The organism is Achromobacter sp. Marseille-Q4962 (assembly GCF_943737005.1).
Classification (GTDB): Bacteria; Pseudomonadota; Gammaproteobacteria; order Burkholderiales; family Burkholderiaceae_B; genus Achromobacter.
Genome location: NZ_CALSFU010000017.1, coordinates 101,581 through 126,965, shown reverse-complemented (window position 1 = coordinate 126,965; position 25,385 = coordinate 101,581). Strand labels below are relative to the sequence as shown.

General features: G+C 69.5%; 24 protein-coding genes. 4 read left to right on the top strand and 20 right to left on the bottom strand.

Going from position 1 to position 25,385, the window contains the following annotated elements; all coding sequences use genetic code 11:
• Positions 1 to 153: 153 nt before the first annotated feature.
• The 5 genes from NGJ44_RS16445 to NGJ44_RS16425 form a co-directional block, all read right to left on the bottom strand.
• Entirely contained in the window at positions 154 to 903 is a 750-nt protein-coding gene (locus NGJ44_RS16445; protein ID WP_053245191.1) for an aldolase, read from the bottom strand.
• A 415-nt stretch (positions 904 to 1,318) separates the two neighbouring features.
• Positions 1,319 to 1,726 carry a YchJ family protein gene (locus tag NGJ44_RS16440; RefSeq protein ID WP_053245190.1) on the bottom strand — a complete coding sequence of 136 codons (408 nt, stop codon included), beginning with the start codon at positions 1,724 to 1,726 and terminating at the stop codon, positions 1,319 to 1,321.
• 114 nt (positions 1,727 to 1,840) lie between these two features.
• The gene (locus NGJ44_RS16435) at positions 1,841 to 2,113 is read right to left on the bottom strand and encodes a GNAT family N-acetyltransferase (RefSeq protein ID WP_251864609.1); all 273 of its coding nucleotides are present in this window, start codon (positions 2,111 to 2,113) and stop codon (positions 1,841 to 1,843) included.
• Positions 2,114 to 2,494: 381 nt separating this feature from the next.
• Positions 2,495 to 3,439 carry a 3-hydroxyacyl-CoA dehydrogenase NAD-binding domain-containing protein gene (locus tag NGJ44_RS16430; RefSeq protein WP_053245189.1) on the bottom strand — a complete coding sequence of 315 codons (945 nt, stop codon included), beginning with the start codon at positions 3,437 to 3,439 and terminating at the stop codon, positions 2,495 to 2,497.
• Positions 3,440 to 3,624: 185 nt separating this feature from the next.
• On the bottom strand, positions 3,625 to 5,040 hold the full coding sequence (locus tag NGJ44_RS16425; RefSeq protein WP_251864608.1) for an MFS transporter: 1,416 nt from the start codon (positions 5,038 to 5,040) through the stop codon (positions 3,625 to 3,627).
• A 151-nt stretch (positions 5,041 to 5,191) separates the two neighbouring features.
• Here NGJ44_RS16425 and NGJ44_RS16420 point away from each other — a divergent pair, with 151 nt between their 5' ends.
• Together NGJ44_RS16420 and NGJ44_RS16415 are read left to right on the top strand one after the other, a co-directional pair.
• Positions 5,192 to 6,064, top strand: a complete 873-nt coding sequence (locus NGJ44_RS16420) for a LysR family transcriptional regulator (RefSeq protein ID WP_251864607.1) — start codon at positions 5,192 to 5,194, stop codon at positions 6,062 to 6,064.
• Positions 6,065 to 6,151: 87 nt separating this feature from the next.
• Positions 6,152 to 7,564 carry an amidase family protein gene (locus tag NGJ44_RS16415; protein ID WP_251864606.1) on the top strand — a complete coding sequence of 471 codons (1,413 nt, stop codon included), beginning with the start codon at positions 6,152 to 6,154 and terminating at the stop codon, positions 7,562 to 7,564.
• Positions 7,565 to 7,588: 24 nt separating this feature from the next.
• On the opposite strand, the gene NGJ44_RS16410 is transcribed toward NGJ44_RS16415, so the two are convergent.
• The 9 genes from NGJ44_RS16410 to NGJ44_RS16370 all read right to left on the bottom strand — a co-directional run bounded on the left by NGJ44_RS16410 (position 7,589) and on the right by NGJ44_RS16370 (position 17,144).
• Positions 7,589 to 8,371: a 2-keto-4-pentenoate hydratase gene (locus NGJ44_RS16410; RefSeq protein ID WP_053245193.1), complete on the bottom strand. Its 783-nt coding sequence runs from the start codon at positions 8,369 to 8,371 to the stop codon at positions 7,589 to 7,591.
• A 4-nt stretch (positions 8,372 to 8,375) separates the two neighbouring features.
• Complete coding sequence (locus NGJ44_RS16405; protein WP_251864605.1) at positions 8,376 to 8,756, bottom strand: hypothetical protein; 381 nt, start codon at positions 8,754 to 8,756, stop codon at positions 8,376 to 8,378.
• 153 nt (positions 8,757 to 8,909) lie between these two features.
• Positions 8,910 to 10,175 carry a glutamate-5-semialdehyde dehydrogenase gene (locus NGJ44_RS16400; RefSeq protein ID WP_053245194.1) on the bottom strand — a complete coding sequence of 422 codons (1,266 nt, stop codon included), beginning with the start codon at positions 10,173 to 10,175 and terminating at the stop codon, positions 8,910 to 8,912.
• A 103-nt stretch (positions 10,176 to 10,278) separates the two neighbouring features.
• On the bottom strand, positions 10,279 to 11,334 hold the full coding sequence (gene holA, locus NGJ44_RS16395) for a DNA polymerase III subunit delta (protein WP_053245195.1): 1,056 nt from the start codon (positions 11,332 to 11,334) through the stop codon (positions 10,279 to 10,281).
• 2 nt (positions 11,335 to 11,336) lie between these two features.
• A complete protein-coding gene (locus tag NGJ44_RS16390; RefSeq protein WP_053245196.1) occupies positions 11,337 to 12,005 on the bottom strand; it encodes an LPS-assembly lipoprotein LptE in 669 nt (222 codons plus the stop codon).
• A gap of 11 nt (positions 12,006 to 12,016) precedes the next feature.
• Positions 12,017 to 14,674, bottom strand: coding sequence for a leucine--tRNA ligase (gene leuS / locus NGJ44_RS16385; protein WP_251864613.1), 2,658 nt, complete (start codon positions 14,672 to 14,674; stop codon positions 12,017 to 12,019).
• A gap of 77 nt (positions 14,675 to 14,751) precedes the next feature.
• Entirely contained in the window at positions 14,752 to 15,972 is a 1,221-nt protein-coding gene (locus NGJ44_RS16380; RefSeq protein ID WP_053245197.1) for an MFS transporter, read from the bottom strand.
• Between the two features lie 37 nt (positions 15,973 to 16,009).
• Positions 16,010 to 16,534, bottom strand: a complete 525-nt coding sequence (locus NGJ44_RS16375) for a MarR family winged helix-turn-helix transcriptional regulator (RefSeq protein ID WP_251864604.1) — start codon at positions 16,532 to 16,534, stop codon at positions 16,010 to 16,012.
• Positions 16,535 to 16,685: 151 nt separating this feature from the next.
• Positions 16,686 to 17,144: an HU family DNA-binding protein gene (locus NGJ44_RS16370; protein ID WP_053245199.1), complete on the bottom strand. Its 459-nt coding sequence runs from the start codon at positions 17,142 to 17,144 to the stop codon at positions 16,686 to 16,688.
• Between the two features lie 347 nt (positions 17,145 to 17,491).
• Here NGJ44_RS16370 and NGJ44_RS16365 point away from each other — a divergent pair, with 347 nt between their 5' ends.
• A complete protein-coding gene (locus NGJ44_RS16365) occupies positions 17,492 to 18,652 on the top strand; it encodes a D-alanyl-D-alanine carboxypeptidase family protein (RefSeq protein WP_251864603.1) in 1,161 nt (386 codons plus the stop codon).
• A 27-nt stretch (positions 18,653 to 18,679) separates the two neighbouring features.
• A complete protein-coding gene (locus tag NGJ44_RS16360; protein WP_251864602.1) occupies positions 18,680 to 19,228 on the top strand; it encodes a hemerythrin domain-containing protein in 549 nt (182 codons plus the stop codon).
• Positions 19,229 to 19,263: 35 nt separating this feature from the next.
• Here NGJ44_RS16360 and NGJ44_RS16355 read toward each other — a convergent pair whose 3' ends face one another.
• The 6 genes from NGJ44_RS16355 to NGJ44_RS16330 form a co-directional block, all read right to left on the bottom strand.
• Positions 19,264 to 20,016, bottom strand: coding sequence for an ABC transporter ATP-binding protein (locus tag NGJ44_RS16355; RefSeq protein WP_251864601.1), 753 nt, complete (start codon positions 20,014 to 20,016; stop codon positions 19,264 to 19,266).
• The gene (locus tag NGJ44_RS16350) at positions 20,013 to 21,887 is read right to left on the bottom strand and encodes an ABC transporter permease (protein WP_251864600.1); all 1,875 of its coding nucleotides are present in this window, start codon (positions 21,885 to 21,887) and stop codon (positions 20,013 to 20,015) included. Before NGJ44_RS16350 ends, NGJ44_RS16355 begins: the two co-directional genes overlap by 4 nt.
• Entirely contained in the window at positions 21,884 to 23,110 is a 1,227-nt protein-coding gene (locus tag NGJ44_RS16345) for an ABC transporter substrate-binding protein (protein WP_251864599.1), read from the bottom strand. Before NGJ44_RS16345 ends, NGJ44_RS16350 begins: the two co-directional genes overlap by 4 nt.
• Positions 23,111 to 23,336: 226 nt before the next feature.
• Positions 23,337 to 23,504, bottom strand: a complete 168-nt coding sequence (rpmG, locus tag NGJ44_RS16340) for a 50S ribosomal protein L33 (protein ID WP_094854780.1) — start codon at positions 23,502 to 23,504, stop codon at positions 23,337 to 23,339.
• A 37-nt stretch (positions 23,505 to 23,541) separates the two neighbouring features.
• On the bottom strand, positions 23,542 to 23,778 hold the full coding sequence (rpmB, locus tag NGJ44_RS16335; protein WP_006385639.1) for a 50S ribosomal protein L28: 237 nt from the start codon (positions 23,776 to 23,778) through the stop codon (positions 23,542 to 23,544).
• A gap of 389 nt (positions 23,779 to 24,167) precedes the next feature.
• The gene (locus tag NGJ44_RS16330) at positions 24,168 to 25,379 is read right to left on the bottom strand and encodes a Bcr/CflA family multidrug efflux MFS transporter (RefSeq protein WP_286012376.1); all 1,212 of its coding nucleotides are present in this window, start codon (positions 25,377 to 25,379) and stop codon (positions 24,168 to 24,170) included.
• Between the last annotated feature and the right edge of the window lie 6 nt (positions 25,380 to 25,385).

Below are 25,385 nucleotides of genomic sequence, written 5' to 3'. Positions count from 1 at the left end.
CCCCAGGGCCCGCGCCAGTACGAAATCCGGCCGGCACCGGCGCCTACGCCGCGTTCCGCAAACCGCAAACCTTGAACCCCGAGCCCCGAGCCCCGAGCCCCGAACGCGAGCGTCAGCGCCGGCGAAAGCGCGGAAGGGACGGCCATCCGGGTTTCAGTGCAATTCCGGCAGTTGGCGTTTCAATGCCTTGAAAAACAGTTCCGATTGCAGGCGCTCGCTCTGGATCTGGGCGGCGACTTTGGCTGCGATGCCGGGCGCGACCGGGGCCAGCGGGCGTCCGGTGGACTGGGCCAGGACCTGGGCCTGGCAGGCGCGTTCGAGGAAGAAGAGATCGTCGTAGGCATAGTCGATGCGGTCGCCGCAGACCACGACGCCGTGATTGCCGAGGAAGGCGATGTCTGCGCCTTGCATGGCGCGGGCGATGCGTTCGCCTTCGCCATGGTCCAGTGCCAGGCCGTTGTAGTCATGGTCGAGGGCAATGCGGCCATGGAAGCGCATGGCGTTCTGCGACAGCGTGGTGTCCAGCCCGCGGTCGGCGGTGAGCGTGAGAGCGGTTGCGTACGGCATATGGGTGTGCAGCACACAGGTCTTGCCCGCGATGCGGTGAATGGCGGCATGGATGAACATGGCAGTGGGCTCGACGGGGTGCCGTCCTGCCAGTTTGTTGCCCTGGGCGTCGATGAGCACGATGTCGTCGGCCTGGACTTCATGCCACATGAGGCCGCGCGGATTGAGCAGGAATAGGTCGGGCTCGTCGGGCAATGCCAGGCTGAAGTGATTGCAGACGCCTTCGCCCAGGCCATGGTGAGCGGCTGCGCGCAGCGCAAGCGCCAGGTCGGCGCGCAAGGATCGGATGGAGGGCGCGTGGAAAAGCGCTTCGGCGAATTCGATATCGTGTTTCATGCGGACGTTTCAGGCTGATGGGAAGAAAGAGAGCTGGTGCGGTGCGGAGCGCGCCGCCTGCTGGCGGATACGGTAGCCGGCTCTCGCACGCGGGGCAAGCCAGGAGGGGGAAGCCGTAAGTCGTAAGCCGAAGTTCGAAAGCCGTACCTCACAAGCCGCCGCACCCGGATCTCCAAACCCTGACCGCCTCTGCGTTCAAGAGTAGAAGCCGAACGCCGGGCGCCCAACATCCAGCGCTCGAAGCCTGAAGCTCAAACCCCAAACCCCAAACCCCAAACCCCAAACCCCAAAGCTCAAGGCTCAAGGCTCAAGGTTCAAGGCTCAAGGCTCAAATTCAAAGCCCACAGCCTGGGTTCCGAGCGAACGCCCGACGCCCATCCCTGTCGGCCATGCACTGGAGATCCATTGGCTACGCTCAGTCGAGCATGTCGCCGTCCACGTAATACCAGCGGCCTTCGGTACGGACGAAGCGGCTGTGTTCGTGCAGGCGGCTGGCGCGGCCATCCTGCCGGAAGCGGGCGACGAATTCCACGGTGGCGTGGTCGTCGTCCTGCTGCCGTGCCTGCTTGACGCCGAGGCCCAGCCACTTGAGGCCGGGAGGATTGGGTTCGAGCGTGCAGGGGCGGGTGTCGGGATGCCAGGTGGCGAGCAGGTAGTCGAGCTTGTCCAGCACGAAGGCGCTGTAGCGGGAGCGCATGAGCGCTTCGGCGGTGGGCGCAAGCAGGGCCTGGGGGCCGTCGTGCCACCGCCCGCAGCACAGGCTGTAGCGCAGCGGCGCGCCGCAGGGACAGGGCGGATCGTGAGGGTGCGGGGATTTGGCCACGGTGTTGCCGAAAACGAAAGAAGAAGGTCAGGGTTTCATGGCGTCGCGCCCGTCCGCCCTGGACGACATGAGCTCTCCGCGGGAGGAAAGCGCTGCCGCAAACGGGGCGGGTCTTCAGGCCAGCAGATCCTGGTACTCGGGGTGGCGCTGCATGTAGACGGCGGCATAGGAGCAGACAGGTTGCACCTTCAGGCCGCGGGTGCGGGCGTCTTCGAGGGCAACGCGGGTAAGTTCGGCCGCGATGCCGCGGCCGCCGACCGCGCTGGGCACGCCCGTATGCACAATGGCCATGGTATTGCCGCGCAGTTGGTAATCGAGCACGCAGACGACGCCGTCGACGGTGGCGGTATAGCGGGTGTGTTGGGGGTCGTGTACGACTGAAATCATGAAGGAGGTTCCTGGGTTGCGGGCATCATGGAGGCGGACGGCGGCCGACGGGGGGCAGCGAGCCGGCGCCGGGAGAACAGAATAGCAGTCCGGGGCGAGGGCGGCCTGCGGCAAACGGAACGCGGCAGACGAATTCGGCAAGTCGCGTCCGGCAAGCCGCACCCGGTTCATCGCATCCGGCAAATCGGGTGCGGCAAAGCGGGTACGGCAAAGCGGGTGCGGCTAACCGAATTCGGCGCAGGATTGCCGTGCTCGGTTGGCCGATTGCGGATGACAATGATCTGCTCGCAGCAAACAGCCAATAGCCAGCGGCAAGCGGCAAGCAACGAGCTGCATGCCGCCGGGGGAGCGCTGCGAGGCTGTCCGAGGTCCGGCTGACGGTCAGCGCTCGAGGGCCTTGAGCAGGGCCGTGAGCTGGGAATCGCGTTGCGCGGCGAGCTCGGCCAGGCTGCGGCCGCCGGCTTCGGCGTTGACGCCGTCGATCAGCTGCCGGCGCAGTTCCGGTGTGACCTCCGGGGCGCCGAGGTCGGCCCACCAGGTCTGGACCGGTCCCAGCAGATGATCCATGAAATGCGAGAGCCCGCCGGCGCCGCCGCCGAGGTTGAAGGTCATGTGCGGACCGAAGAGCGCCCAGCGCAGGCCCGGGCCTTGCGACACCGCGGCGTCGATGTCAGCCACGCTGGCGACGTTTTCGGCGGCGAGGTGGATGGCCTCGCGCCAGAGCGCGGCCTGCAGGCGGTTGGCAATGTGGCCCGGCACTTCCTTGTTAAGACGGATGGGGTGCTTGCCCAGGCTGCGGTAGAAGGCGATGGCGCGCTCGATGGCGTCGGGGCTGGTCTGGTTCCCGCCCACGACCTCGACGAGGGGAATGAGGTGGGGCGGATTGAAGGGATGGCCGATGACGTAGCGTTCGGGGTGGCTGCATTGCGATTGCAGGCGGCTCATGATGAGGCCTGACGAGCTGGAGGCGACGATGGCGTGCGCGGGCAGTGCGGCGTCCATGCGGGCGAAGAGGGCGGTTTTGAAATCTTCGCGTTCGGGCGCGTTTTCCTGGACGAAGTCGACGCCGGCGAGCGCGGCATCCAGGTCGGGCTCGAAACGGAGGGCATCGGGGCTGGCGCCCCGCACGATGCGCCCGAGCTTTTCGAGCACTGGCCAGGCCTCGGCCACGCGCGCGCGGGTCTGCGTTTCGGCATCGGGGGCCGGGTCGCTGACCACCACTTCCAGGCCGCGGGCGAGGAACAGGGCGGCCCAACTGGCGCCTATGGTTCCGGCCCCTACGACGGCCACGCGGCGGACGGAGGGAGTTGCGGTGATGTGGGACATGCAAGGTCTCCTCTATGCGGGGCGAAAGCGCATTGTGAAGCAAACCGCCGGTCGCTGCCATGCGGGCGCGGCCTGGAAGACGGGACGGAAGAAGCCGGCGCGGCCGGCAATCGGGGCGGGCGGCTCCGCACGCAGGCGCGGCAAGCCAGCGCAAGCCAGCGCAAGCCAGCGCAAGCCAGCGCAAGTCAGCGTACGGCCGCTCCAGTCCGGACCTGGGCCGCCGACCCGTTGCGCAGGTAGCGCCAGACCAGCGCAAGGGCGAGGGCGAAGCTCAGGGTGATGACGGCATAGGCGACGGGCAGGGCTTCCTGCCAGCGGGGCAGCGCGTGGAGAATGGTGCCCATGAGGGCCACGCCGATGAGTGCGCCGCATTGCCGGTTGGCGTTCAAGGCGGCTGCCGCGCCGTTGGAATGGACGGCGCCGGCGATCTGCATGACGGTGGCGGTCATGGCGGGGACGGCCAGGCTGACGCCCAGGTTGCTGAGGGCGGCCAGGGCCGCCAGGAGCGGATAGGGCATGTTGGGCGTGATGGCCGCTGCCCCGGCCAGGGCGGCGAGCGTGGCGGCGGACAGACCGCCCAGCATGACGGCCGTCAGCGTCCAGCGCGCCGACAGACGGCCCGACAACAGGCTGCCGAGCGAGAACACGGCCAGCATGGGCACCAGCTGCAGGCCGGTCTGCAGGGCATCGAGATGCCGCGCCTGCTGCAGCAGCAGGCTGAGCAGGAACAACTGTCCATAGGCGCCCAGGTTGATGAGCAGGCCGACGCCGTTGGCGGCGGCGAAGCGTGGCGTGGCGAAGAGCGCGCGCGGCAGGATGGGCGATGCGTGCCGGCGTTCGCGGCGCGCGAGCAGGATGCCGGCGCCCAGCCCCGCCGCGGCGGCGAAGGCGATCGGGGCCGACGTCCAGCCGTAGACGTTGCCTTGGATGAGCACGAAGCACAGCGCGCCCAGCATGGCGATGCCGAGCAGGTGGCTGAGCGGATTGAGCGACCTGGGCCGGCGCGGCGCGGGCAGGATGTGCCGCTGCGCGAGCCAGAGTCCGGCCAGACCCAGCGGGATGTTGACCAGGAAGACGCCGCGCCAGCCGAACCGGTCGATGAGCAGGCCGCCCGCCAGCGGCCCGGCCGCGCCGGCCACCGCGACGATGGCGGACCAGGCCGCCAGCATGCGGTTGCGCAGCCCGTCTTCCTGGTAGGCGTGCGTGAGCAGGCTGAGGGAGCTGGGCATGAACAGGGCGGCGCCCAGTCCTTGCAGCAGGCGGGCGGCGATCAGCGTGGATGCGTCGGGCGCGGCGCCGCACAGGGCCGACGCCACGACGAAGACGGCCAGGCCGGCCAGGTAGACCGGCTTGGCGCCCCAGCGGTCGGCGCAGGCGCCGGCCAGCAGCAGCAAGGCGGCGAAGGCGAGAGTGTAGCCGTCCACGATCCACACCAGCCGGGCGAGGGGCGCGTCCAGGCTGCGGGAGATCTCCGGCAGGGCGACGTTGACGATGGTGACGTCCAGCATGGCCATGACAAAGCCGATGGCCAGGGTGACCAGGGGCAGCAGGGTGGCGGCGGGCTTGGCGGGCAGAGCCGCGGATCGGCAGGCGGTATTCATGACGCGGGCATAGGCGGTGAAAGCGGGGGAGCGTCAGGTTACGGGCTTTGATAGATGCAAAAAAGTAGAATGAATGCAGCATTGGAATGCATATTTGCATCACTGGACGGTGTCGCCGGGTTTGCGTGGCTCATCCGGCGGAGGACGGAACATGGATTGGGACAACGCGCGCATTTTTCTGGCCATCTACCGGGCGGGCACGCTGCGCGGCGCGGCGGCGCTGCTGCAGATCGACCAGGCCACGGCGGGGCGCAGACTGGCGGCGCTGGAGAGGTCGCTGGATGCGCGCCTGTTTCTGCGCACGCCGTCGGGATACGTGCCCACCGCCGCGGGCGAGCTGGCCTATGCCGCGGCGCATCGCATGGAGCAGGCGGCCGACCAGCTCCAGCGCCAGATGCAGGGGCTGGACCACCGCCTGTCCGGCACCGTGCGGGTGGCAGCCTCCGAAACCGTGTCCGCCTTCTATGTCATGGAGGCCGTGCGCCGGTTGCATGCGCAGCATCCGGACATCCGCATTTCCCTGACCGCGGCGATCCAGCTCAGCAATCTGACCCGGCGCGAGGCCGACCTGGCCATCCGCAATGTCCGGCCCGACAGCCCGGACCTCATCTACCGCCACCTCGCGCGCAGGGAGGTTGGCTTGTATGCCTCGCGCGCCTATGTGGAGGCGCACGGCGAGCCCCGGCCGGGCACGGCTTTCGCGGGGCACAGGCTGGTGGCGTATCAGCAGTCCGTGCTGCCGGGGTGGTCGGACACGTTCTGCGGCGAGCCCACCGGCAACGGGCACATCGCGCTGGAGGCGAATTCCGGCCTGATGCTGATCGAGGCCGTGGCGGCGGGCCTGGGCATAGGCGAGGTGCCCACGCACATGGCGCGGCGCTATCCGGGCCTGGTGCGTTTGTGGCCGCAGCGCACCGAAAGCTATGAGCTGTGGCTGGTCATGCACGGCGACCTGCATCGCACCGCGCGGGTGCGGGCGGTGGCGGACGCCATCGTGGACGTGTTCGAGGCCGAGGGCGAATAAGGGCGCGCGGCTTGTGGCCGGCTGGCGCCGGCGCTAAGGTTGACCCGGGCGCCGGGACCGGCCCGGCCACACAATGAGGAGTCTCGCGTGTCCGATCTTTGGCGTTTGTCCGCAACGGAGCTTGCGACGCTCATCCGCAAGCGCGAAGTATCCGCGGCGCAGGCCGCGCGCAGCGCGCTGGAGCGGCTGGATGCGGTCAATCCCCTGATAAACGCGGTGGTGGACTGCCGCCCCGAGGAGGTGCTGGAGCGTGCCCGCCAGGTGGACGCGGCGCTGGCGGACGGCCGGGATCCCGGGCCGCTCGCGGGCGTGCCGGTCACGGTGAAGGTCAACGTGGACCAGGCCGGGCATGCCACGACCAACGGCGTACGCCTGCAGGCGCATACGATCGCGGCGGTGAACAGTCCGGTGGTGGACAACCTGCTTCGCGCCGGCGCGGTGGTGCTGGGGCGCACGAATACGCCCGCTTTCTCCTTGCGCTGGTTTACCGGAAACCGGTTGCACGGCCATACCCGCAACCCGCGCAACCGGGCGCTGACGCCGGGCGGCTCCTCGGGAGGCGCGGCGGCGGCAGTGGCGAGCGGCATCGGCCATCTCGCACACGGCACCGACATCGCGGGCTCCATCCGTTATCCGGCCTATGCCTGCGGGGTGCACGGGCTGCGCCCGACGCTGGGGCGGGTGGCGGCGTATAACGCCTCGCTGCCGGAACGCTCACTGGGCGGCCAGATTACCGCCGTGTCCGGTCCGCTGGCGCGCAGCATCGCCGACCTGCGCCTGGCGCTGGCGGCCATGGCGGCGCCCGATCCGCGCGATCCGTGGTGGGTGCCGGCGCCGCTAACGGGGTCCGCGGCGCCGCGCCGCGCGGCGCTGAGCCTGAATCCGGACGGGCTGGAACCCGAGCCGGCGGTGGTGAAGGCCCTGCAGGACGCCGCGCGCAAGCTGAGCGAGGCGGGGTGGACGGTGGACACGGTGGAGAATATTCCGCCCCTGCGCGAGGCTTCCGAGCTGCAGGTCCGCATGTGGCTGGCCGACGGCTACGAGGCCATGCTGGAGGCGGCGCGCAAGGAGGGCGACCCGGGCGCGCTGGCGGCGCTGGAGGGCCAGCGCGGGCTGGCGGCGGGCATGGACCTGGCCGCGTATACGGCGCTGCTGACGCGCCGCGCCACGCTGACCCGCCTCTGGGAGCTGTTTTTCGCGGAGTATGCCGTGCTGCTGCTGCCCGTGTCCGCCGAGTTGCCGTTCGAGGACGACCTGGACCTGCAGGGCGAGGCCGCCTACGCGCGCGTATGGCGCGCACAGATGCCGCAGATCGGCGTGCCGTTCATGGGGCTGCCGGGGCTGTCGGTGGCCACGGGGCAGGCCATGGGGCCGAAAGGAGCCAGTCCGGTCGGCGTGCAGATCCTGGCGGGGCGCTACCGCGAAGATCTCTGCCTTGCGGCGGGCGAGGCCATCGAGGCGGCCGGGCCGCCGGTGTCCATCGCCGAGCCGCGGGCCTGAGCGCGGCCCGCATCCGGCCCGCGCTCAGGCCGCCATGCGCAGCGACAGGGCGCCGAGGTCGCCGTAGACCAGTTCGATGGCGCGGTTGACGGGCACCTCCAGGAAGCCGGCGTACGAGCCGGTGATGACGTGCTGGCCGGCGCGCAGGCCCAGTCCCTGTTCGCGCAGGAAGTTGGCGAGCCAGTACAGGCCGGCGCGGGGGTGCGCGTTGGGGTGTATGCCCGCGTGCTGCTCGGTTTCCTGGCCGTCGATGCGCAGGGTGATGCTCATGCTGCCGGGCGCGGCGTCCGGGGAGGCGATGCGCGGGCCCAGGATGAGCCCGTGGTTGAACATGTGGTCGGCCAGCAGCTCGGGCAGGCTGGCGTGCTCAGGCGCGGCGTAGCGGCAGCCCAGCACTTCCAGCGCGAGCCGGGCGCCGCCGAGGGCGGCGTCCACCTCGGCCTCGGTGTAGGGCTGGGGACGCGGCGGCAGATCCTGCCGCAGTTCGAAGGCGATTTCGGGCTCGATGCGGGGCGCGGCCGTGTGCGCCGGCACCGGGCCGGCTTCGGCGCGCCAGATCGTGGAGGCGTAGATGGGCGCGACCACGGTTTTTTCCGGCGAGGGCAGGGAGCTTTTCCAGGCGCCGATCGCGTCGCCGCGGCCCAGCAGCAGCTCGGCCGTGCGCTGTTGCACGGCAAACGCCTGGCCCAGGGTCTGCGGACGGCATTCGGCCGGAATGCGGGAGCCGGCGGCGCCGGCATCGCGCGCGGCCAGCAGGTAGCGCGCGGCGTCCAGGCTGCCGGCATAGTCTTCGATGCGGATCTGCATGGCATCAGGCTCCCAGGAAAATCAGCGCCCAGAGGACGATCATGGCGACGATGCCGAGCCAGCAGCCGCCCCAGAATCCGACCACGGGCCATTTGAGCGAGAGCGGAACCTTCTTGGGATCGACGTGGGCCAGCAGGGTGTTGGCATTGCCGATGAGCCAGAAGCGGCTGCGTGGAAACAGGATGCGGAAGAAGTAATCCAGCATGATCGCCGCCTGGATGGACAGCGGATAGCCGCCGAACGGCCGGTGCTGCAGGTAAGGGTGCTTGAGCGTCTCGTTGATCTGCCGCGCCTTGAAGAAGAACAGGACGATGCCGCTGATCGCGCAGGTAATGAAGCAAAGCACGAAAAGGCTGAAAGCCATGGACATGGCGGGAGTGTGCATGGGAATCTCGGTTGGGTGCGGCAGTGCCGGGCAAAGATGGAAATTCGCGGGCTCGCGGCGGGCGCATGCCCGCACTTATTGTAGTGAAGCGTCGACGCACACGCGCCGCGGCCCGCATGTTCAGGCATGTGTCAGCCGGGGCGCGCCACGCGCTTAGCCGCGCGTCTGGCCTTCGCCGGTCAGCACCCACTTGAGCGTGGTGAGCCCTTCCAGGCCGACGGGGCCGCGCGCGTGCAGGCGGTTGGTGGAGATGCCGATTTCCGCACCCAGCCCGTACTCGAAGCCGTCGGCGAAGCAGGTGGGCAGGTTCACGTAGACCGAGCTGGAATCGACTTCGCGCTGGAAGCGCTGTGCCGAAGAGAGGTCTTCGGTGACGATGGCGTCGGTGTGGCCCGAGCCCCAGCGCGCGATGTGCTCGATGGCTTCGTCCAGCGAATCGACGATGCGCACGGCCAGCACGGGGCCGAGATATTCCGTGGCCCAGTCTTCGTCGGTGGCGGGTTTGGCATGCGGCAGCAGGGCCAGGGTGCGCGGGCAGCCGCGCAGCTCGACGCCGTGCTCGGCGAAGGCGGCGGCCAGGCTGGGCAGGATGGACACCGAGGCCACCGCATGCACCAGCAGGGTTTCCATGGCGCCGCAGATGCCGTAGCGGTAGGTCTTGGCATTGAAGGCGATGGCATGGGCCTTGTCGGGGTCGGCCGCCGCGTCGATGTAGACGTGGCAATTGCCGTCCAGGTGCTTGATGAGCGGCACGCGTGCCTCCTGCGAGAGGCGTGCGATGAGGCCCTTGCCGCCGCGCGGCACGATAACGTCGATGTGCTCGGTCATGGTGATGAGCTTGCCGACGGCGGCGCGGTCGGTGGTGGCGACGACCTGCACGGCGTCCTGCGGAAGCCCGGCCGCGGCCAGTCCGGTCTGCACGATGCGGCCCAGGGCGATGTTGGAGTGCAGCGCCTCGCTGCCGCCGCGCAGGATGGCGGCATTGCCGGATTTCAGGCACAGGGCCGCGGCGTCGATGGTGACGTTGGGGCGCGACTCGTAGATGATGCCGATCACGCCCAGCGGCACGCGCATCTGCGCCACGCGCATGCCGTTGGGGCGCACGGTGGTGGCGGTGATGCTGCCCACCGGGTCGGGCAGGGCCGCGATCTGGCGCAGGCCCTCGGCCATTTGCGCCAGCGTCTTGTCGGTGAGGGCCAGGCGGTCCAGCAGCGCGGGTTCGAGGCCGTTGGCGCGGGCGGCGGCCAGGTCTTTTTCGTTGGCGGCCTTGAGGTCGTCGTGGCTGGCCGCCAGGGCGTCGGCCATGGCGAGCAGGGCCTGGTTCTTGGCCGCGCTGTTGGCGCGCATCATGGCGCGGGAGGCCCGGCGGGCGTTCTCGCCCAGGGCGAGCATGGCTTGTTCGATGGAAGACGAGGACATGACAGCGTCGTTCAGAAAAAGGTGACGGCGCGCGGCCGCCGGAGTAAGGAATAGTGTATCCGGCCGCGGGATGGAGCCTGCGGCGGCCGGGCGGCGCAGGGCTTCACGGCCGCCCGCCGGCGGCGGCGACCCGCAGGGCGAGCCGCGTCATTTCTTCCCAGGGGTCGGCAAGCCTGCCGGGCACGGAGAGCCCCTTGATGAGGCGGTCGACTTCGTGCGCGTGCTGCACGGCCGCGGGCCAGACGTTGGGATGCACGCGCGACAGCGCCTGCATGGCCAGGCGTTCGTGGGCGCCGAAAATGCGCAGGCGGCGCATGAGGCCCCCCGCGTCCTGGCCCAGCGCACGCGCTTCGGCCACCCGGGCGAGCAGGCGGATTTCCTCGCCCACCGCCCACAGCACCAGCGGCAGGGCCTCGCCTTCGGCGCGCAGGCCGTCGATCATGCGGATGGTGCGGGCCGTATCGCCCGCCAGCATCGCGTCGCGCAGGCCGAAGACGTCGTAGCGGGCCACGTTCAGCACGGCCCGCTCCACGTCTTCGGCGGCAAGCTGCCCCTCGGGGTACAGCAGGCCGAGTTTCTGGATTTCCTGGTGCGCGGCCAGCAGGTTGCCTTCGACCTTGTCGGCGATCCACTGCAGCGTGGCGTTATCGGTGCGCTGGTTCTGGCGCGCCAGCCGGGCGCCCACCCAGGCCGGCAGCCGGCCGCGCTCGATGGTGGGGACATCGACCATCATGCCCCCGCGGGCCAGGGCCTGCACCCAGCGGCTTTCGCGGGTGGCCTTGTCCAGCCGCGGCAGGGAAACCAGCGCCAGCGTGTCGGCGTCCGGCTGCTTTTCGGCCTGCTCGGCCAGCCGCGCGAGCGTGTCGGCGCCCGCCTTGCCGGGCTTGCCGGTGGGAATCTTGATCTCGAGGATGCGCCGGTCGCCGAAGAGCGAGACGCTCTGCGTAGCGGCGGTGACCGCGCTCCAGTCGGAGCGCGCGTCCATTACCAGCGACACGCGCTCGGTGTAGCCCGCCGCGCGCGCGGCGGCGCGCAGCGCGTCCACTGCCTCGGTGACCAGGAGCGGTTCGTCGCCCGACACGGTGTACAGCGGCGCGAGCCGTCCGCCCGCGCGCTGCAGGTGTTCGGCCAGGCGCTCCGCGTCCAGGGTCTGGGCCATGATCAGCGCAGTTGCGCCGGGTCCATGGTGGACGGCGTGTTCCAGGGCGTGGGCGTGCGGCGCTGGGGCTGCTGGACTTCGTTGGGGTCGTAGACCGGCGCCTCGCCGTTCTCGGTGCGGTCTTCGACGGTTTCCATGGCCTTGTGCACCTCCGGCGCGGTCAGGCGGCGCAGCAGGCGCGACACCAGGTCGCGCTGCATGGCCTTGTACAGGGTTTCGATCTGCCCCTGCTTGGCCTGCACCACCTGGTCGTCGTAGGGCATTTCGCGGTAGATCGACAGGGTGGTGTCGGGGATCAGCGCGCGTCCCTTGGCGTCGATGAGGCGGAACGTGTAGTTGATGCCCAGCTCGTATTCCTCGACGCGGCCCTGGGCGTTGAGGGACACCTCGCGCAGCGTGCGCACGTCGTTGACCTGCTGCAGGATGGCCTGCGCCTCCTTGGGCGTGGAAACCAGCCTGGTGTCGGGCGAGGCCGCCCGGATGGCGCGGCGCACGTCGGCGCCGAATTGCGTGGTGTCGGGCAGCCCCACGTACAGGGTGTCGAAGGGCAGCGGCGTGACGCCGCGCATGGCGAAGCCGCACGCGGTGAGCAGCATGAACAGCGCCAGGCAGGCGCCGCGCATTAGCCAGGATTGGCGGGGGGAGTGCGATTCTTGCCCGGCGAAGTGCATGCTTGACCTCATCAGCCTACGACGTTGACCAGTTTGCCCGGCACCACGATGACGCGCTTGGGCGGACGGCCTTCCAGGAAGCGGGCGACCTCTTCCTGGGCGGCGGCGATGCGCTCGATGTCTTCCTTGGGCGCCTTGGCCGCCACGCGGATGGAGCCGCGCAGCTTGCCGTTGACCTGGAGCACGAGCTCGATCTCGTCGGCGACCAGCGCCGCTTCGTCCACGTGCGGCCAGGGCGCGTCCAGCAGGTCGCCCAGGTGCTGCGCGTAGCCGAGGTCTTTCCAGAGGTGCCAGGTGATGTGCGGCACCACGGGGTACAGCACGCGCAGCAGGATGCCCAGCGTTTCGGCATAGGCCGCGTCGGCGTGCGCGCCTTCGGGCAGCCTGGCGTCTTCGATGGCGTTCAGCATTTTCATGCAGGCCGACACCACGGTGTTGTACTGGATGCGCTGGTAGTCGTAGTCGGCCTGTTTGAGCAGCCCGTAGACCTCGCGGCGCAGGTCCTTGACCGGCGCCGGCGCGTCGGCCCAGCCGGCGCCGTGCGCCATGCCGCGCGCCACGGCCTCGCGATGCTGGTAGCAGGCGGACCAGAGGCGGCGCAGGTAGCGGTTGGAGCCTTCGACGCCGGAATCCGACCATTCGAGGGTCTGCTCGGGCGGGCTGGCGAACATGACGAAGAGGCGGGCGGTGTCGGCGCCCAGCGTGTCGATGAGCGATTGCGGATCCACGCCGTTGTTCTTGGACTTGGACATGGTGCCCACGCCGCCGTAGCTGACCTCGGAGCCGTCGGACTTGAGCTTGGCGCCCACGATGGCGCCGCGCGCGTCATAGACGTTCTCGACCTCGTCGGGCCAGAAGTACTCGATGCCGCCCTGCGCGTTCTTGCGGGAATAGATGTGGTTGAGCACCATGCCCTGGCACAGCAGCTTGGTGAAGGGCTCGTCGAAATCGAGCAGCTTCATGTCGCGCATGACCTTGGTCCAGAAGCGCGCATACAGCAGGTGCAGGACCGCATGCTCGATGCCGCCGATGTACTGGTCCATGGGCATCCAGTAGTCGTTGCGGGCGTCCACCATGGCGCCGTCGTTGCCCGGCGAGGTGTAGCGCATGAAGTACCAGGACGAGTCCACGAAGGTGTCCATGGTGTCGGTTTCGCGGCGCGCGGGCTTGCCGCACTTCGGGCAGGAGCACGAGAGGAAGGCCTCGTTCTTGGTCAGCGGGTTGCCGCTGCCGTCGGGAATGAGGTCTTCGGGCAGCACCACGGGCAGGTCCTGCTCGGGCACGGGCACCGGGCCGCAGTCGGGGCAGTGGATGATGGGAATGGGCGTGCCCCAGTAGCGCTGGCGCGAGATGCCCCAGTCGCGCAGGCGCCAGGTGGTCTGCTTTTCGCCCAGCCCCCGCGCGCCCAGGTCGGCGGCGATGGCGTCGACCGCTTCCTTGTGGGCGAGGCCGTCGTACTTGCCGGAGTTGACGGTGCGGCCGGCCTGCTTGTCGCCGTACCACTCCTGCCAGGCTTCGTCGGAGTAGGTCTTGCCCTCGACCGCCACGACCTGGCGGATGGGCAGGCCGTATTTCTTGGCGAAGGCGAAGTCGCGCTCGTCGTGGGCGGGCACGCCCATGACCGCGCCGTCGCCGTAGGTCATGAGCACGTAGTTGCCGACCCAGACGTCCACTTCCGCGCCCGTGATGGGGTGGGTGACGGTCAGGCCGGTGGGCATGCCTTCTTTTTCGCGCGTGGCGAGCTCGGCCTCGGTGGTTCCGCCCAGCTTGCACTGCTCGATGAACTCGGCCAGCCGCGGGTTGCTTCGCGCGGCGTGGGCGGCCAGCGGGTGCTCCGGCGCCACGGCGCAGAAGGTGACGCCCATGATGGTGTCGGCGCGGGTGGTGAAGACGTACAGGCGGCCGTCCTGGATGAGCTTGCCGTCTTCGCCGGCGATGGCGTGCGGGAAAGCAAAGCGCAGGCCCTCGGACTTGCCGATCCAGTTTTCCTGCATGAGGCGCACGCGCTCGGGCCAGCCCGGCAGGCCGTTCTGCACCGCTTCCAGCAGCTCTTCGGCGTAATCGGTGATGCGCAGGTAGTAGCCGGGGATCTCGCGCTTCTCTACCGGCGCGCCCGAGCGCCAGCCGCGGCCGTCGATGACCTGTTCGTTGGCGAGCACCGTCTGGTCGACCGGATCCCAGTTGACGACCTGGGTCTTGCGGTAGGCCACGCCTTTTTCGAGCATCTTGAGGAACAGCCACTGGTTCCACTTGTAGTACTTGGGATCGCAGGCGCACATCTCGCGCGACCAGTCGATCGCCAGGCCCATCGCCTTCATTTGCTTCTTCATGTAGGCGATGTTGTCGTACGTCCATTTGGCCGGCGGCACCTTGGACTTGATGGCCGCGTTTTCCGCGGGCATGCCGAAGGCGTCCCAGCCCATGGGCATGAGCACGTTGTAGCCGCGCATGCGGAGCTGGCGCGCCATCATGTCGTTGATGGTGTAGTTGCGCACATGGCCCATGTGGAGCTTGCCGCTGGGATAGGGCAGCATGGAGCAGGCGTAGAACTTGGGCTTCTCGGAGCCGTCGGGGTTCTTGGCGTGTTCCTGGACCAGATAGGCGTCGCGGGCCTGCCAATCCTGTTGGGCGGCCGCTTCGACGGCGGTGGGGTGGTAGCGTTCCTGCATGGGCTCGTGCGCGATGGCGAAAAAAGGGACGACCAACCCCGCGCGGGGGCGGCCAAAACCCCTGATTATAGGAGGTGCTAGGTCCGGATAGGCGAAGGCGCCGGTTCGGGAATGCGCGCGTGGGGGGACAGGGCGCCGTAGGCCAGCGAAACCGCGGCCAGCAGCGCGCCGGCGCCGGCCACGCCTGGCCAGCCCCAGTGGCTGTACAGCCAGGCCGAAAGCAGCGAGCCCGACGCGCCGCCCGCGAAGTAGCTGGTCATGTAGCCGGCGGTCAGGCGACTGCGCGCCTCGGGTCGCAGGCGGTAGACCACGCTCGTGTTGGTGACGTGCACGCCCTGGATGGCCAGGTCCAGCGCCAGGATGCCGGCCAGCAGCGCGGCCACCGAATGCTGCCCGAAGGCCAGCAGGCCCCAGGCGGCCAGCAGCAGTGCCAGGCCAGCCAGCGTGGCGAAATTGCCCCGGCCCCGGTCGGCCAGCTTGCCGAAGCGGTTGGCGGCATAGGCGCCGGCGGCGCCGGCCAGCCCGAACAGGCCGATCGTGGTGTTGCTGTACTGATAGGGCGGCCCGGAGAGCAGGAAGGTGAGGGGCGTCCACAGCATGCTGAACGACGCGAACAGCAGGCCGCCCAGGATCGAGCGCGCGCGGAAGTGCGGTTCTTCGACGAAGATGCGCGCGATGGAGCCCAGCAGGCGCGGATAGCTCAGGCCCGCGGGGCTGCGGTAGCGCGGCAGCACGCGCCAGAGCGCGCAGGACATGGCCAGCATGAGGCCGGAGGCCACCCAGTACACCGTGCGCCAGCTCCCGAGATCGGCGAGCGCGCCGGCGGCCGTGCGCGCCAGCAGGATGCCGAGCAGCAAGCCGCTCATCGCCGTGCCCACGGCGCGTCCGCGCTCGTGCGGGGCGGCCAGCGTGGCAGCGAAAGGCACCAGCACCTGCGCCACCACCGACAGCATGCCGGTGACGGCCGTGCCGGCCATCAGCAGCGTGATGCTGGGCGCGAAGGCGCTGAGCAGCAGCGAGGCCGACGAGAGCAGCGTCATGAGCACGATGAGCGCGCGGCGCTCGACCATGTCGCCCAGCGGCACGAGCAGCATCAGGCCGGCCGCGTAGCTGAGCTGCGCCGTGGTGACGATGCCGCCCGCGGCCGCGGTGGACAGGCCGAACTCCTGGCCGATGGTGTGCAGCAGCGGCTGGGCGTAGTAGTTGCTGGCCACGCTCAGGCCGCAGGCGGCGGCCATGAGCAGGATGACGGGGGCGGTAAGCGTGGGCGTGTCGACGGTCGGGGAAGCGGAGGTCATGTCCGGGAATGCAGGCAAATCGTGGGAATCGGGCGGCTCAACTGCCGATGCCGCCCGGGGTTTCGCGGTCTTGCGGCAACAGCAGCTTGCGCAGCAGGCCGGCGAGCTGCTTGCGCTCGGCGGCCGAGAGCGGGGCGAGCAGGGCTTCGAGATCCTTGAGGTAGCGCTTGAGCGCCTGTCGGATGGCGCGCAGGCCCGCGTCGGTGAGCGACACGATGGTGCCGCGCCGGTCTTCCGGATTGGGGCTGCGGGTGAGCAGGCCCGCGTTCTCAAGGCGGTCCAGGCGGTTGGTCATGGCGCCGGAGGTCAGCAGCAGCGTTTCCACCAGCTTCTGCGGATTCAGGGCGTAGGGCGGGCCGCTGCGGTACAGCGTGGCCAGGACGTCGAACTCGCCCTGGTGCAGGCCGAGTTCCTGGAAGCCGCGCGTGACGTTGCGCGTGGCGAAGGCATTGAAGCGGAACAGGCGCGTGAGGACCTGCATGGGGGAAACGTCCAGGCCGGGGCACTGAGCGTTCCATTGCGCGATGATCGCATCGACGGCATCGGAGGCGGCGTGGGGCATATCTTCAGATGAAGTATCTTTACATGAAGATAAATTCTAGCGTCATGACAGGCACGCAGGCAAATAGGGCGAAGAAAGGGCGCAAAAAAAAAGAAAGGCCCGCCTCGTTGCGAGGCGGGCCTTTCCGGCTTGACCGGAAAAACGGCGCGAATTACTGCGCGGCGTCTTTCAGCTTCTTGAGCGGGCGGACCTTGACCTTCACCGAAGCCGGCTTGGCCGGGAACCAGCGCTCTTCGCCGGTGAACGGATCCTTGCCGAAGCGCTTGGGCTTGGCGGGAACCTTCTGCACCGAAACCTTGAACAGGCCGGGCAGCGTGAATTCGCCAGCGCCCTTCTTGTCCACGGAGCCCAGCACCGAGGCTTCCAGGCTGGCCAGCACGGCCTTGACCGACTTGGCCTCGACGCCCGATTGCTCGACCAGGTAGGCGACGAGCTGGGTCTTGTTCAGGGCGGTCTTGATTGCCTTGGGAGCGGCGGCGACCTTCTTGGCCGCGACGGGCTTCTTGGCGGCCGGCTTCACGGCGGGCTTGGCGGCGGTGGCCTTCTTGGCGGGCGCCTTGGCGGCGGGTTTGGTGACTTTCTTGGCAGGAGCTTTAGCTTTCGTGGCCATGGTCAAAATCCGTATGTTGAGGACATGAGGCGGCGCGCGCCGGATATCGGCAATAAACGCCACGCGCCCGATGATAGCGGAAGAGCGCCTGTTTTTGCGGCTTTTCACGGGGTTTCGTGCCGAAGTCTGTTGTTTTCCGCGCAGCGCGGGGCCTGAAAACAGGCATGCGCGCGCGCACGGCCGGATTCCAGGCCCCGCGTTCTGCGCGTGGTCCGGGCCCGCGCGGCGGGCGGTGAACCAAGCGCGCGCTTCGTGTTCCAATGTGCGGCGCGCGTGCGCCGGCGCCCCGCTTGCGGCGGGCCGCGCCGAAGCGCGCGTGGATTTCACTCATGCACGGAAACACGAATATGTTGATGAAGAAGCTGGCGGCGAGCCTGATCGTCGCGGCGGCCTGCGCCTGCGGCGCGGCCGCGCAGACCGTTCCGCAGCCCCCCATGACGGCCAAGGCCTGGCTGCTCCTGGACGAAACCAGCGGACAGGTGATCGCCTCGCATGCCGCCGACGCGCGCATCGAGCCAGCTTCGCTCACCAAGATCATGACCGCTTACGTGGTGTTCGGCGCCCTGCGCGACAAGACGCTCGCGCCCCGGCAGATGGTCACGGTGTCCGCGCGGGCCTGGAAGGTGGCGCCCGGCAGCTCGAAGATGTTCCTGGAGCCGGGTTCGCGCGTGTCGGTGGACGACCTGCTGCGCGGGCTGATGATCCAGTCGGGCAACGATGCGGCCGTGGCGCTGGCCGAAGCGGTGTCGGGCAGCGTGGAAGCCTTCGTGGCGCGCATGAACGAGACTGCCGCGCGGCTGGGCCTGCACGGCACGCATTTCGCCAGCCCGCACGGCCTGCCCGACCCGCAGACGTACTCCACCGCCGGCGACCTGGCCACGCTGGCCACGCGCCTGATCCGCGACTATCCCGATCTCTACCGCACTTACGATTCGGCGCGCGAGTTCACGTACAACAACATCACCCAGCGCAACCGCAACCGCCTGCTGTGGCTGGACCCTTCCGTGGACGGGCTGAAAACCGGCCACACCGAGGCGGCCGGGTACTGCATCATCGCCAGCGCGCAGCGGCCGAACGGCGCGGATCCGCGGCGCCTGATCGCGGTGGTGCTGGGCACGGACTCGGACAAGGCGCGCACCCAGGAAAGCCGGCAGTTGCTGGAATGGGGATTTCATGGGTTCAATACCATCAAGCTCTACGCCAAGGGCCAGGAACTGGCCACGCCCCAGGTCTGGAAGGGCGAGGCCGACATCGTCAAGGCGGGCGTCGCGCGCGACGCCTATGTCACCGTGCCGGCGGGCGCCAAGGTCGAGCGCGTATGGACGCCCCGGGAGCCGCTGGTGGCGCCCATCGCCGCGCAGGCGCCGGTGGGCTCGCTGCGGGTCCTGGTGGACGGCAAACCGGCCATGCAGTTTCCGGTGGTGGCGCTGGAGCCGGTGCCCGAGGCGGGCTTCGTGGGCCGGGCCTGGGATACCGTGCGCCTCTGGTGGCATGGCCACGCGGGGTAACGGACGGACGAACGAGGAGGCAAGGGTATGGTCGTGGGCATTTCCTTCGGGCCGGGGCCTGCTCCCGGCCCCGACGAGCCGCTGGCGCTGCTGTCGGCCTGCCACCAGCGCATCGCGCGCCAATGCGCCACGCTGGAGCGGCTGGCCGCCCATCTGGCGCGGCATGGCAGCGATGCGTCCGCGCAGAGCGCGGCCATGAGCGTGCTGCGGTACTTCGAGACGGCGGCCGTGCTGCATCACGAAGATGAAGAAACCGATCTGTTTCCGGCGCTGATCGAATCCATGGCCGGATCCGACGCCACCTGTCTGCACGGGCTGGTGGACGGGCTGGCGGCCGAGCACCGCGAACTGGAACGGCGCTGGACGCCGTTGCGGGCCGCGCTGGGCGAGATCGGCGCCGGCCGCCCGGCGGCGCTGCCGCCCGAGACGGTGCAGGCGTTCGCGCAGGCCTATGCGGCGCACATCCGGCGCGAAGAGGACGAACTGCTGCCCATGGCGGCGCGGCTGCTGTCCGACGACGCGCTGGCGGAAATCGGCCGCGCCATGCGGGCGCGCCGCGGCGGCGGCGCCGCCTGAGCCGCGACCCGCGGAGAGCTTGCCGGCGGCCCGCTTCAGGGCGCTTCGGTTCCGAGGTAGGCGGCCCGCACGCGCTCGTCCGCCGCGATCTCGGCGGGCGCGCCTTCGGCCAGCAGGCTGCCGCGCACCAGCACGGCGATGCGGTCGGCATGCTTGAACACCACGTCCAGGCTGTGCTCAGTGAACAGCACCGCCATGCGCCGCGTGTCGGCCAGCGTGCGCGTGAGCTGCATGAGCGCGTGCCGTTCCCTGGCCGTCATGCCGGCGGTGGGTTCGTCCATGAGCAGCAGCCGCGGCGCGGCGGCCAGGGCCATGGCCAGTTCCACACGCTTCACGTCGCCGTAGGCCAGCGCGCCGCAGGCGTGGGCGGCCTTGTCCGCCATCTGCACCTGGTCCAGCAGGTCCAGGGCGGCGCCGGCGGCGTGCCGGGCGGCCGGGCGCCACGCCCGGAACATCAGGCCGTCGCGCGCGAGCAGGGCGGTCTGCACGTTTTCGAGCGCCGTCATGGAGCGGAACGTGGCGGCCGTCTGGAACGTGCGCCCCACGCCCAGGCGCGCGATGGCGCGCGGCGGCAGCCCCACGAGTTCGCGGCCGTCGAGCCGCACCGAGCCGGCATCGGGGCGCAGTTGCCCGCCCAGCACGTTGAAGCAGGTGGATTTGCCGGCGCCGTTGGGGCCGATGAGGGCGAGCATCCGGCCGGCCTCCAGGCCGAACGACACGCCGGCCAGGGCGTCGATGCCGCCGAAAGCCTTGCGCAGGCCGCTGACTTGCAGCAGGGGGGCGTTCACCGGCGTCCCCTTGTCCGGCGCAGCGCGCCGGCCAGGCCTTCCGGAAAGGCCAGCACCAGCGCCAGGATGGCCAGGCCCAGCACCGCGTGCCAGTATTCGGTGCTGCGCGCGGCCGCGTCCTGCAGCCAGGTATAGGCCGCCGCGCCGGCCAGCGGCCCCGACAGCGCATGCAGGCCGCCCAGCAGCACCATGACCAGGCCGTCCACCGAGCGCGACACCCCCAGCACATCGGGCGCGATGCTGCCCTTGGAGTAAGCATAGAGCGAGCCGGCCATGCCCGCCGCCAGCGCGGCGGCCACGAAGCCCGCCCATTGGATGCGGCGGGTGTCCATGCCCAGCGCCTCGGCGCGCTGGGCGGAGTCGCGCACGCCGCGCAGCGCATAGCCCAGCGGCGAGAACGCGATGCGGCGCAGCCACCAGATGCCGGCGGCGCACAGCGCCAGCGTCAGGTAATAGAACCACGGTCCCCGCGAGAGCCACGCCGATGGCCACAGGCCGATCAGGCCGTTGCTGCCGCCGGTGACGCCGTCCCACTGGTATGCCAGCGCCCAAAGAATCTGCGCCACGGCCAGGGTGAGCATGGCGAGGTAGACCCCCGACAGCCGCACGCAGAACCAGCCGAACACCAGCGCGCCGATGAGCGCCGCGACGGGCCCCAGCAGCAGGGCGGCTTCCATGGGCAGAGCGGCGAGCCTGAAGAGCAGCGCCGCGCCATACGCGCCCAGCCCGAACCAGGCGGCGTGGCCGAAGGAGGTCATGCCGGCCAGGCCGGTGAGGAAATGCAGGCTGGCGGCAAAGAGCGCGGCGATGAGAATCTCGGTGAGCAGGATGCCCAGGTAGGGCGCCCGGTCCGCCGCCAGCGGCGCGAGCGCGAGCAGCGCCAGCAGCGCCGCGTAAGCCAGCCGGCCGCGCCGGCCGGACGGCGCCAGCGGGCGTTCGGGCGGCGGCGGCAGCGCGGATGGCGCGGGAGGCTGGCCCAGCAGGCCCCAGGGGCGCAGCACCAGCACCACCGCCATGACCGCGAATTCGGCCAGCAGCGTGAGTTTGGAGAGATTGAACGTCCAGGGGCCGAGATGCGCCTGGCCCAGGAAGACGAACACGGCCTTGGCCGAGCAGATCAGCAGCGCGGCCAGGAAGGCCCCGGGAATCGAGCCCAGGCCGCCCACCACCACGACCACGAAGGCGCTGGCGATGACTTCCAGATCGAGCCCGAGCGTGGCGGGCGTGCGCGGCGCGGCCAGCGCCCCGCCCAATCCCGCGAGAAAGGCCCCGAGGGTGAAGGCGGAGGTGAAGAGCCAGGCCTGGTTGACGCCGAGCGCGGCCAGCATCTGGCGGTTCTCGGCGGCCGCGCGCAGCAGCCGGCCCCAGCGGGTGCGCTTGAGCAGCAGCCACAGCGCGCCCAGCACCAGCGGGCCGGCGGCGATGAGCAGCAGGTCGTACTGCGGATAGCGGCGGCCCAGGATCTCGACCGCGCCTTCCAGGCCGGGGGCGCGGGCGGCGAACAGGTCTTCCGGGCCCCACAGGGCCAGCGCGGCGTCGCCGATGATGAGCACCAGCGCGAAAGTGGCCAGCAACTGGAAAAGTTCGGGGGCGCGGTACACGCGGCGCAGCGCCAGGCATTCGAGCAGCCCGCCCACGATGCCGGTGGCGGCGGCGGCCAGCAGCAGTCCTGCCCAGTAGCCCGCGCCGCCGCCCATCAGGCCGGTGAGCGTGCAGGTCAGGTAGATCCCCAGCATGTAGAACGAGCCGTGCGCGAAATTGACGATGCGCGTCACGCCGAAGATCAGCGACAGCCCGGCCGACACCAGGAACAGCGCGCTGGCGTCGGCCAGCCCGTTGAGCAGCTGCAGCAGCAGTCCCGACAGGTTCATCGGTCGGCCGGACGCATCTTGCGCACCTGCTCATCGGGCGGCTGCAGGCGCGCTCCGTCGATGTAGGCGAAGTCTTTCATCACGCCCTTGCCGTCTTCCACGGCCGTGACGCCCACGTACACGCCCATGGTGGACTGGTGATCGATCTTGCGGTACTGGATGGGGCCATAGGGCGTATCCACCTTGAGGCCGGCGAAGGCGTCCACCAGTTTCTCGGTATCGACCTGGCCCGCCGCCTTGAGGCCCTCGACGATGGACATGAGCGAGGCGTAGCCCACCACCGAGCCGACCTTGGGCGTCTCGTTGTAGCGCTTGCGGTAGGCCTCGACGAAGGTCTTGTTGGCGGGGGTGTCTATGGCATACCAGGGATAGCCGGTGACGATCCAGCCCTGCGGCGCATCGGCGCCCAGCGGTTCGAGATATTCGGGCTCGCCCGAGAGCACCGACACCACGGGCATGTCCTTGAACAAGCCGCGCGTGTTGCCTTCGCGCACGAAGCGCGTGAGGTCGGCGGCGAACAGCACGTTGAAAATGGCGTCGGGCTTGGCGTCGGACAGGGCCTGCACCACGGCGCCAGCGTCCACCTTGCCCAGCGGCACGGCCTGCTCGGCCACGAATTCCACGTCGGACTGGAAGGACTTCATCATGGCCTTGAACGTGGCCACGGCCGACTGCCCGTATTCGTAATTGGGGTACACGATGGCCCAGCGCTTTTTGCGCAGCGCCAGCGCCTTGGGCGCCAGGGCCGCCACGTGCATCCAGGTGGACGGGCGCAGGCGGTAGGTGTAGCGGTTGCCTTCCTGCCAGGTGATTTTATCGGTGAGCGGTTCGGCGGCCAGGAAGAACACTTTCTGCTGCCGGGCGAAGTCCGTCAGCGCCAGCCCCGTGTTGGACAGGAAGCCGCCGAACAGCAGGTCCACTTTCTCGCGCGCCAGCAGTTCCTGCGCGGCGCGCACGGAGTCGCCCGGGTTGCCGTTGTCGTCGCGCGAGATGACCTGGATCTTGCGGCCCAGCACGCCGCCCTGGGCGTTGACCTCTTCCAGCGCCATCTGCCAGCCCTTCTTGTACGGGCCCAGAAAGGCCGGGATGGCCTTGTAGTTGTTGATCTCGCCGATGCGGATCGGCGGCTCCTTGTCTTTGGCCTGGGCGGGCGGCGTCAGCGCCAGGGCCAGCAGCGCGGGCGCCAGCAGGCGGCGCGTCAGGGTGAGGCAGGGACGTAACATGGCATGTGTCGCAAGAAGAGGTGAGGGGAAGGCCTGACGCGGCCCGGCCTGCGCGGCCCGGCCTGACGCGGCCCGGCCTGACGCGGCCCGGCCCCATTGAAGCACGCGGGTCGGGTTGCGCCAATGGGTGGCGTCCTGGGGGCGGCGTCCGGGCGGGGCGGTGCGCTGCGGCCGGATGCAAAAAAGCCCTGCACGGGCAGGGCTTTTCGCGGGAAGACCGGCTGAATTACTTCAGCTTGGTTTCCTTGTATTCGACGTGCTTGCGAGCGACGGGATCAAATTTCTTGATCAGCATCTTCTCGGGCATGTTGCGCTTGTTCTTGGTGGTCGTGTAGAAATGACCCGTGCCGGCGGTCGACTCGAGCTTGATTTTTTCGCGGATACCTTTGGCCATGTCGTGCTCCTAGGATGTCAAATGGACGGCGGGCCGATCAGGCCAGTTCGCCGCGGGCACGCATTTCGGCCAGCACGGCGTCGATGCCGTTCTTGTCGATCGTGCGGATGGCTTTCGCCGAAACACGCAGGCGAACCCAGCGGTTTTCGCTTTCGACCCAGAACCGGCGCGATTGCAGGTTGGGCAGGAAGCGACGCTTGGTCTTGTTGTTCGCGTGCGAAACGTTGTTGCCCACCATCGGGCCTTTGCCGGTCACTTGGCATACGCGTGCCATGGATGCACCTCTTTAGTCGTTCTTCGTGCATCGCCGGGGGGACAGACATGGGTGTATTCGCCGCCGGCAGAAGGGGCGCGTTGCGCCTGCCTTGCCAGCCACCCAGTCTTAGTGGATGAGGGGGGAAGCCGTATTCCTGGCGCCCGGCTTGGCCGGAGAACCAGGGCGCTGCCGCCGCCCAGTGCTTATACCCGCTGCCTGCCCACCGCAGGCCTGCCGCCGAATCGCCCGGCCGCGCATGCGAAGCGCCGGATGATTCCGCCCAGGTTGCCTGGCTGCCGCCTGGCTTTGCACGGTGGGGGTAGTAGTGCTGGACCACAAAGCATAGTAGTCCGGCACGGGAAACTTCATGTGAAGAAAGCGATTCTACTACGAAAACAGAAGAAGAATCAAGCGCGTGCTCCGGTTATGCGCGCGGGCGCCACGCGGCCGGCCAGCCACGACAGGCAGGCGCAGGCCGCCAGGGTGGCCGTCAGGGGCAGGGCGCTGTCGGTTTGCCAGGCGCTCACGGCAAAGCCCGCCAGCGCGCCGCAGGACAGCTGCAGCGTGCCCAGCAGGGCCGAGGCCGCGCCCAGGCGCTTGCCCTGTTCGGCCAGCGCCAGCGCGGCCGAGTTGGGGTTCACGAAGCCCTGGCTGCCCATGTAGGCGATGAGGCAGGGCATGAGCAGGGGCAGGGTCATCCAGCCGCCCAGCGCCAGGGCCAGCGCGACGAGGCTGGCGCAGGCCAGCGAATGGAGGGCGCGGCGCTGCAGCTGGCGCGGCGTGTGGGTGCGCAGCAGGCGGGCGCTGACCTGGGAGCAGACGATGAGGGCCGCGGCGTTGGTGCCGAAGAGCAGGCCGTAGTACTGCGGCGGCACGCCGTAGAGTTCGATGAACACGCGCGGCGAGCCGATGATGTAGGCGAACATGCCGGCCTGGCCGAAGCCGCCCGCCAGCGCGTGCGACATGAACCCGCGGTGTGCGAGCAGCCCACGGTAATTGGCGAGGATGGTGTGCCAGCGCAGCGGCACGGCGCGCTCCGGCGCCAGCGATTCGGTCATGATGCGCAGCACCGCGACGAACAGCAGGGCGCCACCGGCCACCATGACCCAGAACAGGCCGCGCCAGGAGCCGTGCGCGAGCAGTTGGCCGCCGGCCAGGGGGGCGAGGATGGGCGCCACCCCCATGATGAGCATGAGCAGCGACATGGCGCGCGCCGCCTCGTGGGTTTCGTAGTGGTCGCGGATCACCGCGCGCGGAATGACGATGCCGGCCGCGCCGCCCATGGCCTGCACCACGCGCCAGCCCGTGAGCGCTTCCACCGAGCCCGCCAGCGCGCACCCCAGCGAGGCCACCATGAAGAGCGCCAGGCCCACCAGCAGCGGCGGCTTGCGGCCGTAGCGGTCGGCCATGGGGCCGTAGACCACCTGCACCATGGCCAGGCCGATGAGGTAGGCCGCGAGCGTGCGTTCGACGTCGCCGCGCGGCACGCCGAGATCGGCGGCGATGGTGGGAAAGGCCGGCAGGTACATGTCGATGGCGAACGGACCGATGGCGGTCAGCGCGCCCATGAGAATGAGCCAGCCGGGCAGGCTGCTGGATGAGTGCTTGGTCGGGGGCATCTGGTT

What these genes read in the sequence shown, in the direction of transcription:
- NGJ44_RS16330 (WP_286012376.1), bottom strand. Translation starts at nt 25,379, where the DNA reads ATGCCCCCGACCAAGCACTCATCCAGCAGCCTGCCCGGCTGGCTCATT.
- leuS (WP_251864613.1), bottom strand. Translation starts at nt 14,674, where the DNA reads ATGCAGGAACGCTACCACCCCACCGCCGTCGAAGCGGCCGCCCAACAG.
- NGJ44_RS16445 (WP_053245191.1), bottom strand. Translation starts at nt 903, where the DNA reads ATGAAACACGATATCGAATTCGCCGAAGCGCTTTTCCACGCGCCCTCC.
- NGJ44_RS16405 (WP_251864605.1), bottom strand. Translation starts at nt 8,756, where the DNA reads ATGCACACTCCCGCCATGTCCATGGCTTTCAGCCTTTTCGTGCTTTGC.
- NGJ44_RS16390 (WP_053245196.1), bottom strand. Translation starts at nt 12,005, where the DNA reads ATGCACTTCGCCGGGCAAGAATCGCACTCCCCCCGCCAATCCTGGCTA.
- NGJ44_RS16400 (WP_053245194.1), bottom strand. Translation starts at nt 10,175, where the DNA reads ATGTCCTCGTCTTCCATCGAACAAGCCATGCTCGCCCTGGGCGAGAAC.
- NGJ44_RS16375 (WP_251864604.1), bottom strand. Translation starts at nt 16,534, where the DNA reads ATGCCCCACGCCGCCTCCGATGCCGTCGATGCGATCATCGCGCAATGG.
- NGJ44_RS16420 (WP_251864607.1), top strand. Translation starts at nt 5,192, where the DNA reads ATGGATTGGGACAACGCGCGCATTTTTCTGGCCATCTACCGGGCGGGC.
- NGJ44_RS16360 (WP_251864602.1), top strand. Translation starts at nt 18,680, where the DNA reads ATGGTCGTGGGCATTTCCTTCGGGCCGGGGCCTGCTCCCGGCCCCGAC.
- rpmB (WP_006385639.1), bottom strand. Translation starts at nt 23,778, where the DNA reads ATGGCACGCGTATGCCAAGTGACCGGCAAAGGCCCGATGGTGGGCAAC.
- NGJ44_RS16425 (WP_251864608.1), bottom strand. Translation starts at nt 5,040, where the DNA reads ATGAATACCGCCTGCCGATCCGCGGCTCTGCCCGCCAAGCCCGCCGCC.
- NGJ44_RS16370 (WP_053245199.1), bottom strand. Translation starts at nt 17,144, where the DNA reads ATGGCCACGAAAGCTAAAGCTCCTGCCAAGAAAGTCACCAAACCCGCC.
- NGJ44_RS16430 (WP_053245189.1), bottom strand. Translation starts at nt 3,439, where the DNA reads ATGTCCCACATCACCGCAACTCCCTCCGTCCGCCGCGTGGCCGTCGTA.
- NGJ44_RS16410 (WP_053245193.1), bottom strand. Translation starts at nt 8,371, where the DNA reads ATGCAGATCCGCATCGAAGACTATGCCGGCAGCCTGGACGCCGCGCGC.
- NGJ44_RS16350 (WP_251864600.1), bottom strand. Translation starts at nt 21,887, where the DNA reads ATGAACCTGTCGGGACTGCTGCTGCAGCTGCTCAACGGGCTGGCCGAC.
- NGJ44_RS16365 (WP_251864603.1), top strand. Translation starts at nt 17,492, where the DNA reads ATGTTGATGAAGAAGCTGGCGGCGAGCCTGATCGTCGCGGCGGCCTGC.
- NGJ44_RS16380 (WP_053245197.1), bottom strand. Translation starts at nt 15,972, where the DNA reads ATGACCTCCGCTTCCCCGACCGTCGACACGCCCACGCTTACCGCCCCC.
- NGJ44_RS16345 (WP_251864599.1), bottom strand. Translation starts at nt 23,110, where the DNA reads ATGTTACGTCCCTGCCTCACCCTGACGCGCCGCCTGCTGGCGCCCGCG.
- holA (WP_053245195.1), bottom strand. Translation starts at nt 11,334, where the DNA reads ATGGCCCAGACCCTGGACGCGGAGCGCCTGGCCGAACACCTGCAGCGC.
- NGJ44_RS16435 (WP_251864609.1), bottom strand. Translation starts at nt 2,113, where the DNA reads ATGATTTCAGTCGTACACGACCCCCAACACACCCGCTATACCGCCACC.
- rpmG (WP_094854780.1), bottom strand. Translation starts at nt 23,504, where the DNA reads ATGGCCAAAGGTATCCGCGAAAAAATCAAGCTCGAGTCGACCGCCGGC.